Source organism: Arthrobacter sp. H14, from assembly GCF_000520495.1.
Taxonomy (GTDB): domain Bacteria; phylum Actinomycetota; class Actinomycetes; order Actinomycetales; family Micrococcaceae; genus Arthrobacter_C.
The window spans coordinates 1-5451 of the sequence record NZ_KI914649.1 but is presented as its reverse complement, the minus strand read 5'-3'; the positions used below and the strand labels follow the sequence as shown (position 1 = coordinate 5451).

The window sequence follows — 5451 nt, the reverse complement described above, 5'->3', positions numbered from 1 at the left end:
GACCGGCCGATACCGCCGCCGCGGCGCGGGAAGCCGTCGCCCGCGGCTTTACAGCCGTCAAGATGAACGGCACCAGCGAAATGCAGTACGTCGACAGCTGGGACAAGGTCCAGACCTGCATCGAAAGCGTGGCCGCAGTACGCGACGCCGTCGGACCCAACGTCGGCATCGGCGTCGACTTCCACGGCAGGGTGCACAAGCCGATGGCCAAAGTCCTGCTCCGCGAACTCGAGCCGTTCAAGCTGATGTTCATCGAAGAACCGGTACTCAGCGAAGAAACCGACGGCCTGCTCGAAGCAATGCGCCAGACCAGCACCCCTATCGCACTGGGCGAGCGGCTCTACAGCCGGTGGGATTTCAAGTCCATCCTGGCCAGCGGCGCCGTCGACATCATCCAGCCTGACCCCTCGCACTCCGGCGGCATCACCGAAACCCGAAAAATCGCCGCCATGGCGGAGGCGTACGGCGTCGGCTTGGCACTGCACTGCCCGCTTGGACCGATCGCACTGGCCACCTGCCTGCAGCTCGACGCCGGTTGCCACAACGCGTTCATCCAGGAACAGAGCCTGGGCATCCACTACAACACCACCAACGACCTGCTGGACTACGTCAGGGATCCCTCGGTTTTCGCCTACGACGACGGCTACGTCACCATCCCCACGGGGCCGGGACTGGGCATCGACGTGAACGAAGAGTACGTCCTCGAGCGCGCCGCCGTCGGACACCGCTGGCGCAACCCCGTCTGGCGGCACGCCGACGGCTCCATCGCCGAATGGTGATACTGGAACCTTCACTGCCGTAAACGCACCTGCCTACGCATCAATCCCTACCCCGTCGCGCCCCCAAAATTAATCCAACCCGCCCAAACCAACCTGAGTAAGGACCTATATGGATATGCTCGAAAACTGGACCCAGCCGATGGGGACAGTTCCACTGCTGTTGATCGCGACCGGAGCAGTAGTATTCCTGCTCTTCCTGATCATGAAATTCAGGATGCACGCCTTCGTCGCGCTCATCCTCGTCAGCCTCATAACCGCATTTGCGACCGGAATCCCCGCGGGCAGCATCGTCGATGTCCTGATTTTCGGTTTCGCAGACACCATCGCCAGCGTTGCCCTGCTCGTCGGTCTCGGTGTGATGCTCGGACGGCTGGTTGAAGTCAGCGGCGGTGCACAATCGCTGGCCGACTCGCTGATGCGCCTGTTCGGTGAGAATCGCGCGCCGCTGGCCCTCGGCGTCGCATCCCTGATTTTCGGTTTCCCGGTATTCCTGGACGCCGCCCTGGTGGTCATGCTGCCGGTGATATTCGCAGTTGCCCGCAGGCTCGGCGGCGGCATCCTGCTGTACGCCCTGCCCGCAGCCGGCGCCTTCTCCGTGATGCATGTCTTCCTGCCGCCTCATCCGGGACCCGTCGCCGCGGCCAGCCTGCTCGATGCCAACGTCGGCCTGCTCGTGTTGGTCGGTCTGGCCGTGGCCCTTCCCACCTGGGTCGTCGCCGGTTACGCCTTCGGCCAGTGGAGCGGCAGGCGCTTCAGGTTGCCGGTACCGGAATACATCAGCGGCGGCGCAGAGCAGGAACACGACCAGCATCCGCCGAAGGCGCTGACCGTCGTCTCGATGCTCCTGCTGCCCATCCTGCTCATCACCATGAACACCGTCCTCAATACCCTCGGCACCAGCGGAATCGTCAACGCTGACGCCACGTGGGTTGGCGTATTGATGACCCTTGGCGCCACCCCGGTTGCCCTGCTCATCTCGGTTCTGGTCGCTTCCGTGGTACTGGGAACCCGGCGCGGCCGCAGCCGGGCAACCATTGAGGGTCTGCTCGACAAGTCGCTCGGACCGATCTGCGCGATTATTCTCATCACCGGTGCCGGTGGTATGTTCGGCGGAGTTCTGGTCGCCAGCGGCATCGGCGACGCCCTCGCCGGATCCCTCGAAAACATCGGCCTGCCCATCATGATCGCCGGGTTCGTAATCTCCACGATCATCCGCGTTGCCCAAGGATCCGCGACTGTGGCGTTGACAACCTCGGCCGCGTTAATGCAGCCATTGGTGGCGGCTGGCGACTACAACGCCATGCAAGTCGTGGCCATCGTTCTGGCTCTTAGCGCTGGATCCGTTATGCTGAGCCATGTTAATGATTCGGGATTCTGGCTCGTCGGCAAGTTCCTTGAACTTGATGTTAAGACGACGCTCAAGACCTGGACAGTTATGGAAACGATCATCGGTTTCGTCGGATTCGGGATCAGCTGGCTCATTTTTGGACTGGCATCGACCTAGAACCGGAGGCCGGACAGGTGCGCGCCGCGTGCCCGTAAACTGCTGGATAGGAGAACTTCGCGGTTCTCCTATCCAGCTTTCATATCGGGCGTGGACCTGTGCCGCGCTTCGAGCCCTGCCGCCTCATAGGATAGAAATGTCGAATGACCACTGAAGTCGGGCGTGAACGCCCCCCGTGGCGCCGCCTGTTCGGTGTCCCTCTGATAGTAACGCTTTCCTTCGGGCTGCTGATGGTGGTGACGGCCGCGGCGGCGGGACTGCCTCTGCGTGACCCCGAGGGCTTTCTCGGACCAAGCTATGTGCGGCTCCCGCTGTTGGTTCTCCTGGTGATGGCGGTCGACGTCGTACCCCGGGTTCTGCTGCGAAGGCCAGGCATGCGCGGGCTGGTCAAGTCGATAGTGCAGATACTGCACGAGCGGTGGACAGGACCACGGCTGGCGATTGTTGCCGCGGGACTCGGCACCTTCTACCTCGCGTACGTGGCCTACCGTAATCTCAAGAGCTTCCTGCCGTTCCTGCAGGAGCGGCTGACCGACCGTGCGCTGATGGCCACCGACAGCTGGTTCGCCTTCGGCAGCCACCCGGCAGACGTGCTTCATACGCTTCTGGGAACCGGTTTCACCACCGTGGTGCTCTCCGCCGTGTATATGTTCTACATGCTCTTCGTGCCCATCACGCTGGCCGCCGCACTCGTCTGGTCCAACGACCTCACGCGCGGAGCCTGGTACGTGACCGCGCTGAGCTTCAACTGGATTCTCGGCACAGCGACGTACTACATGCTGCCTTCGCTCGGACCTATCTACGTCAATGAGCAACCATTCGCCGACCTGCCTCCGACGGCGGTCACGGACTTGCAGGAGGCGCTGTACGAAAACCGGCTGGAGGTGCTCGCCGATCCGCATGCAACGGAGGCCGTCCATGGCATCGCTGCCTTCGCTTCGCTGCACGTATCCGTCGTGTTCACTGCTGCACTGATCGCCCACCTGGCCCGGCTCCCGAAGCCGGTGCGGTGGACGATGTGGGGCTTCCTGGTGCTCACCTCTATCGCAACTGTCTACTTCGGCTGGCACTACGTCGTCGACGTTCCCGCTGGCCTGGCTGTCGGTGGACTCTCAGTGGGACTCGCCGCCCTGGCAGTAGGCCGCAAGACCCGGGTCCGGTCGGATGTGCTCGTGAGGACGCGGCGCAGCCAAGTGGCCTCTCCACTTCCAGCGCGCGAGCCCGCCCTTGATGTCGTTCGGAGAACCAGCCCGGTAACGGGCGAAGAAGGAGTGTAAAACTACCCGGCTGCGTTCCGAAGCATAAAATCGCGATCGGGATTTCGGCCCATCTCCGGATCCGGCGGAGGCGACGCGTCCTTGGTCGGGATAGTGTCCTCGATCGGAATGCGGGCCGGCAGCGTCCGGTAGCGCTCCTCCGGCAGATCCACCTCCGGTTCGTCAAGCACCCAATCTTCCTCGGCCATCTACATCCACCTCCACTGGTTCTTTCAGTATGCGCTCATTCAGCGTCGCAATCGACAGTCTGCAGTTTGGAGTCGGTCACGCTTCGGGCTACGGTTCTGGTGGGCTTGGAGATTTCGGACAGTGGGACCATTTAAACTGAGGTTGCTACTGAACCGGCTGCTAAAGCCAAGTGAGGATGAAACGCGATGCCGGTAATTGAACATGCTGCCCCGGTACGGACCGTACGGTTCGGCCTGGCTTTTTTCGGCGTCCTGCTCATAGCACTGAATCTGCGGGTCGCCTTCGTCAGCGTCGGGCCGTTGCTGACGGAAATCAGCAGTGAGCTGCAATTATCGAGCAGTATGGCCGGGCTCCTGACCGGCCTGCCCCTCATCTCGTTCGCTGTAGCTTCCCCCGTCGCCCCGAAGATGGCGCACCGGCTCGGATTGGACCGCGCCCTTTGGCTCTCTCTACTGCTGCTCGCAGCGGGAACCATCGCACGCTCGGTGCCCATTGAGGGAGCGATCTGGGCAGGCACGGCGTTGCTGGGTGTCGGCATCGCCTTCCTGAATGTCCTGTTGCCCTCACTCGTCAAACGCGATTTCCCTAATCGGGTCAGCAGTATAACGGGCCTCTACACAGCGGTTCAGGGTGCCTTCGCCTCGGCCGGTGCCGCCGTCGTCGTACCCATTGCCAACTCGGCAGAGAGCGGGTGGAGGCTTGCCCTTGGAATTTGGGCCGGTCTCGCGCTAATCGCCATGGCCGTCATGCTGCCGAAGCTCCGCCGCCGCCCGACAGCGTCCGTAGCTGACACGGGAGGTGCCGAGCCACATCGGTCCCCGTGGAAATCGGCCCTGGGCTGGCAAGTCACAGTATTCATGGGCCTTCAGTCAGTCGCCTTCTTTACCTTTATGACTTGGCTTCCCAGCATTGAACAGGATCAGGGCGTTTCCCAAGCTACGTCCGGCATACACATCTCCATATTCCTGTTCACCGGAGTGGTTTCGAGTCTGACTACGGGAGTTCTGCTGCATCGGTCCCGCGACCAGCGTCCACTGGCGTTGACCACAAGCGTCTTCGCCCTGACCGCTTACCTGGGACTCGCCTTGGCCCCGCATTTGTCCCTGCTTTGGATGATCGTGGGAGCCATGGGTTGTGGCAGTCTCATCGTTATCGCCCTATCGCTGTTCAGCCTGCGCACCCGGGACCACACCCAGGCGGCAGAACTTTCAGGCATGGCCCAATCCGTGGGCTATGCGCTTGCCGCAGCCGGCCCAGTAGCTTTTGGTGCGTTGTATGACTGGAGCGGCGGATGGACGGTGCCTCTCATGATGATGGCGGCAATCATGCTGGTCATGTGCTTCACCGCAGTTCTAGCGGGACGAAACCGTCTGATTGGATGAAACGGCTAGGGTAAGGGCCGAGAGACCCCCTAACCGCTCCTAGTGTGTTGCGCCGTTAGTTCGTTGCTAGTTGTTGGTAGGCTGGAGTATGGCGCAACGAGGACCGGCATTGGCCGAAGTGAGACTCTCCGATACGGAACGTGACCAGTTGGTGCGGTGGGTTCGTAGGCGTAAGTCCGCGCAGGATCTGGCGCTACGTTCCAGAGTCGTGCTGGAGTGCGCGACGGGGGTGTCGAATTCGGAGGTGAGCAGGCGGTTGCAGTTGTCGCTGCCCACGGTTCGGAAATGGCGTTCCCGGTTCCTGGAGCGACGTCTGGACG

At 62.1% G+C, this 5451-nt stretch carries 6 protein-coding genes; 5 read left to right on the top strand and 1 reads right to left on the bottom strand.

What is annotated here, in order from left to right; all coding sequences use genetic code 11:
- The 3 genes from dgoD to Y707_RS24985 form a co-directional block, all read left to right on the top strand.
- Nucleotides 1-779: galactonate dehydratase (gene dgoD, locus Y707_RS24990; protein WP_035781153.1), on the top strand; the 779-nt coding region annotated here is incomplete at its 5' end.
- Nucleotides 780-888: 109 nt separating this feature from the next.
- Nucleotides 889-2283 (top strand): GntP family permease, encoded by a 1395-nt coding sequence (locus tag Y707_RS0110135; RefSeq protein ID WP_026534999.1) that lies wholly within the window; start codon nt 889-891, stop codon nt 2281-2283.
- 143 nt (nt 2284-2426) lie between these two features.
- Entirely contained in the window at nt 2427-3560 is a 1134-nt protein-coding gene (locus tag Y707_RS24985; protein ID WP_051441859.1) for a phosphatase PAP2 family protein, read from the top strand.
- Nucleotides 3561-3562: 2 nt separating this feature from the next.
- On the opposite strand, the gene Y707_RS24980 is transcribed toward Y707_RS24985, so the two are convergent.
- Nucleotides 3563-3748, bottom strand: coding sequence for a hypothetical protein (locus Y707_RS24980; RefSeq protein WP_035781145.1), 186 nt, complete (start codon nt 3746-3748; stop codon nt 3563-3565).
- Nucleotides 3749-3934: 186 nt separating this feature from the next.
- Between Y707_RS24980 and Y707_RS0110120 the strand changes: the two genes are divergently transcribed.
- Both Y707_RS0110120 and Y707_RS33475 read left to right on the top strand, forming a co-directional pair.
- Complete coding sequence (locus tag Y707_RS0110120; RefSeq protein WP_026534998.1) at nt 3935-5131, top strand: CynX/NimT family MFS transporter; 1197 nt, start codon at nt 3935-3937, stop codon at nt 5129-5131.
- Nucleotides 5132-5219: 88 nt separating this feature from the next.
- Nucleotides 5220-5451 (top strand): helix-turn-helix domain-containing protein (locus tag Y707_RS33475; RefSeq protein WP_155852882.1); only part of this gene is annotated, 232 nt, incomplete at its 3' end.